The organism is Psychrobacillus sp. (assembly GCF_056205495.1).
Genome location: NZ_JBAEAP010000294.1, coordinates 1 through 3,933, shown reverse-complemented (window position 1 = coordinate 3,933; position 3,933 = coordinate 1). Strand labels below are relative to the sequence as shown.

General features: G+C 38.1%; 5 protein-coding genes. 2 read left to right on the top strand and 3 right to left on the bottom strand.

Annotated features, from left to right (window positions below):
- Positions 1–210: 210 nt before the first annotated feature.
- The 3 genes from perR to bcp form a co-directional block, all read right to left on the bottom strand.
- Positions 211–654 carry a peroxide-responsive transcriptional repressor PerR gene (gene perR, locus AC06OU_RS08590; RefSeq protein WP_169360749.1) on the bottom strand — a complete coding sequence of 148 codons (444 nt, stop codon included), beginning with the start codon at positions 652–654 and terminating at the stop codon, positions 211–213.
- Positions 655–766: 112 nt separating this feature from the next.
- Positions 767–1,711, bottom strand: a complete 945-nt coding sequence (locus tag AC06OU_RS08585; protein ID WP_475855211.1) for a D-2-hydroxyacid dehydrogenase — start codon at positions 1,709–1,711, stop codon at positions 767–769.
- 3 nt (positions 1,712–1,714) lie between these two features.
- Positions 1,715–2,197: a thioredoxin-dependent thiol peroxidase gene (gene bcp, locus AC06OU_RS08580; protein WP_251556936.1), complete on the bottom strand. Its 483-nt coding sequence runs from the start codon at positions 2,195–2,197 to the stop codon at positions 1,715–1,717.
- Between the two features lie 179 nt (positions 2,198–2,376).
- Here bcp and AC06OU_RS08575 point away from each other — a divergent pair, with 179 nt between their 5' ends.
- Entirely contained in the window at positions 2,377–3,678 is a 1,302-nt protein-coding gene (locus AC06OU_RS08575) for a glutamate-1-semialdehyde 2,1-aminomutase (protein ID WP_475855209.1), read from the top strand.
- 24 nt (positions 3,679–3,702) lie between these two features.
- Positions 3,703–3,933: aromatic acid exporter family protein (locus tag AC06OU_RS08570; RefSeq protein WP_475855208.1), on the top strand; the 231-nt coding region annotated here is incomplete at its 3' end.

Below are 3,933 nucleotides of genomic sequence, written 5' to 3'. Positions count from 1 at the left end.
AACTAAAAGGGAAAATATAAGAAAAACTTTTCTACCCCACCTCTTTGTAAACCTTAAGAAATGAGTTCTCTTCTTTCAAACAAATGAGGCAATTGCATATGTAAGGCTTGCTTACAAATTTATCACGAATTTCTTATGTATTGAGTGCGGTCATAAACGCCCGCCCTATTTAACCATAAGAAAAACCGAGCGAATAAACGCTCGGTTTTTTTATTGGACTTTAGTTGCTTGTTCTTTACAGGTAGGACACGTACCGTAGATTTCCATTCGGTGAGAGCTAACATCATATCCGGTCAAGTGAGAGGCAAGATGCTCTACTTCATCTAATCCTGGATAATGGAAGTCAACTATTTTACCACAAGAGTTACAAATCATATGGTAGTGATCATTTGTGATAAAATCAAAACGGCTTGAATTATCACCATATGTTAATTCCTTTACTAAGCCAGCTTCTCTAAACACACGTAAGTTGTTATAGACTGTGGCAACGCTCATGCTAGGAAATTTACTTTCAAGCGCTTTATATATATCGTCCGCAGTGGGATGGGACATAGATTGAATAATAAATTCCAGAATCGCATGGCGTTGAGGCGTTATACGTACACCGGTAGATTTCAATGTATCTAAAGCGTCTCTTAAATGTACTTCCGTCATCGCTATGCACCTCTCTTTATAATCATTATTAAATGATAAGTTTATAATTATTATAAAGAGGAACTGTCCTTAATGTCAAATTTTTCGGCTATTAACATAGTATTATACATTTTTAGTATCCCCGTGTTGCATCTATTACATTCTCAATATCATTCTCTTGTTTTAGAAACGCCACTAAATTTCTAGAGAAAATTTCAAGCGCCCTCACTACGTATTGTGAGGAATGACTAGAAATGTGCGGGGAAACAATCACATTTGGCATACGCCAAAAAGGATGGTCACTTTCTAACGGTTCCTGCTCGAACACATCTAACACTGCGTAAGCAATGCATTTGTTTTCCAGGGCTTTTAATAGGTCCAGTTCTTTCACTAGATCTCCGCGTCCGTAATTCATAAAAATAGCACTCTCTTTCATAGACTGAAAATGCTCATATGTTAGCAACCCTCTTGTTTCCTCCGTACTTGGCAGAATAGATACTACTATATCTGCTTGAGGTAGCATTTCTTTTATAGATCCAAAAGATATCATCTCGTCCATGTAAGAAGCAGTATTTCCGCTTCGATTACAACCGATTGTCTTAACTCCAAAGGCCTGCAATAATCTTCCCACTTCTCCCCCTATTGCTCCTGGCCCTAATATTAAGGCAGTAGAGCCAAAAAGCTCCGAAGAAGGAACTCTTTTTGACCAATTTGCATTGCGCTGATTTTCTGCAACTACTGGCAACGATTTCTTTATAGAAAGTATATGAGCTAAAACGGATTCAGCCATCGGAGTTTTATGGATCCCTCTAACATTTGTGAGTAAAATATTGCGGTCTGCTATTTCCTTTAAGGGCATCTTTTCTAAGCCTGCAGAGGCAACCATAATCCACTTCAGCTCTTTTGCACTGTTTATATGGAAGGCTTTAAGGTCTTCTCCATATGTGACAACAATATCGGCAGTTTCTAACTCTTTTTCATTTAATCCTTTTTGAAAGATAAAATCTATTTGTGGAAACTGATTGGTTAACCTTAACTGTTGCTCTTCCTTTGGTAAAAAAGAAAAAAGTACTTTCATCAATCATTCACCATCTTTGATTAAGGATTTTAATGTATGTAACACTTCTTCTACATGATCTTTTACTTTAACTTTTCTCCATTCCTTCACAACAGTTCCGGTTGGATCTATTAAAAAGGTTGTTCGTTCGATACCCATATATTCTTTTCCGAAGTTTTTCTTCAATTTCCAAACACCGTAAGCCTCAGAAATTTCATGAGTATCATCTATTAATAATGAAAACGGAAGTCCATGCTTCTCTATAAACTTAGTGTGCGCCTTCTCATCATCTGCACTTACTCCCAGAATAACTGCATTTAAATCCGAAAAATCAGCATTTGCGTCTCTGAATTCACAAGCCTCTGTCGTACACCCAGGTGTAGAGTCTTTAGGGTAAAAGTACAGAACAACATACTGTTTTCCAGCAAAGTCATCCAGCGATATAATTTCACCCTTTTCATTTTTTAATGAAAACTTGGGGGCAACCATTCCTTCTAATTTTTCCATCAATATCCCTCCTCGATTAATTAGTTATATCGTAACTAACTTTATAAGTATGTTCAATTTCTTTAGCCTTTTTCCTCTTTTTTGTCTAAAATATAAAAATACCCAACTATTACTAGAAGTTTTAGGATAGACAAGTTATAATTTTCATCTTACATACATTTATAATGGAGGTAAAACATTTGAAACATACACAATCTGAACAAATTCAAGTACAAGCATTAGAACATATAGTTGGTGGGGTAAATAGTCCTTCACGTTCCTATAAAGCCGTTGGTGGCGGAGCACCCGTTGTCATGGAAAGAGCGGAAGGTGCATACTTCTATGATGTGGACGGCAATAAATATATCGATTACCTAGCAGCTTATGGCCCTATCATTACCGGGCATGCCCACCCACACATAACTGAAGCTATTACAAAAGCAGCACAAACGGGTCTATTATATGGTACTCCTACAAAGCATGAAGTGGTTTTTGCTAAAATGCTAAAAGATGCAATCCCTTCTATGGATAAAGTTCGCTTTGTAAATTCAGGTACGGAAGCAGTGATGACTACTATACGTGTGGCTCGTGCATATACCGGAAGAACAAAGGTAATGAAATTTGCTGGCTGTTATCACGGGCACTCTGATTTAGTGTTAGTAGCTGCAGGTTCAGGTCCTGCTACTCTTGGAACTCCAGATTCTGCAGGCGTGCCACAATCTATCGCAAAAGAGGTTATCACGATTCCGTTCAATGATCCTCAAGCCTACAAGGATGCGATGGAAAAATGGGGAGAAGAACTAGCCTGTATATTAGTTGAACCGATCGTAGGAAACTTTGGAATGGTGGAGCCTAATGAAGGGTTTTTATCTTTAGTTCATGAAATCGCTAAAGATAAAGGAGCTCTTGTGATTTATGATGAGGTAATTACTGCGTTCCGATTCCACTATGGAGCGGCATCTACTTTGCTTGGTCACACACCAGACTTAACCGCATTAGGAAAAATTATTGGTGGAGGTCTTCCCATCGGTGCATATGGCGGCAAAAAAGAAGTTATGGAGCAGGTGGCACCACTTGGACCTGCCTATCAGGCTGGAACGATGGCAGGTAATCCGGCGTCCATGCAAGCAGGCATCGCTTGTTTAGAAGTACTTCAAGCTCCTGGTCTATACGAAGAACTAGATAGACTAGGTGCACTGTTAGAGGCAGGAATTTTGGATGCTGCTAAGGAAAATAATATTACGATTACAATCAATCGCATAAAAGGTGCACTTTCTGTTTATTTTACCGATGTTAAAGTAGAAAACTACGAGCAAGCAGAGGCTAGTGATGGTGAAATGTTCGCTAAATTCTTTAAGCTTATGCTTGAACAAGGCATTAACTTGGCTCCTTCTAAGTATGAAGCTTGGTTTATTACTACCGCTCATACAGAACATGATATAGTAGAGACAATTAAAGCGGTCAATAATGCTTTTGCCCAATTAAATAATTCAATGAAATAACCGTTAACGAAGGGATAGGATGGAATGAAATTAGGAGCACGTATATTTAAGACTGGAGTGGCTATAGTATTTGCCTTATTTATAGCTGAATTACTTCAGCTTCCTAATCCTGTCTTTGCAGGAATAGCCGCTATTTTTGCACTTCAACCATCTATCTATAGATCTTACTTAACTGTAATTGAACAAATACAGTCTAATCTAATTGGAGCAGCCATCGCCGTCTTGTTTGCATTAGTATTTGGTAACCATATTATT

What these genes read in the sequence shown, in the direction of transcription:
- perR (WP_169360749.1), bottom strand. Translation starts at nt 654, where the DNA reads ATGACGGAAGTACATTTAAGAGACGCTTTAGATACATTGAAATCTACC.
- AC06OU_RS08585 (WP_475855211.1), bottom strand. Translation starts at nt 1,711, where the DNA reads ATGAAAGTACTTTTTTCTTTTTTACCAAAGGAAGAGCAACAGTTAAGG.
- bcp (WP_251556936.1), bottom strand. Translation starts at nt 2,197, where the DNA reads ATGGAAAAATTAGAAGGAATGGTTGCCCCCAAGTTTTCATTAAAAAAT.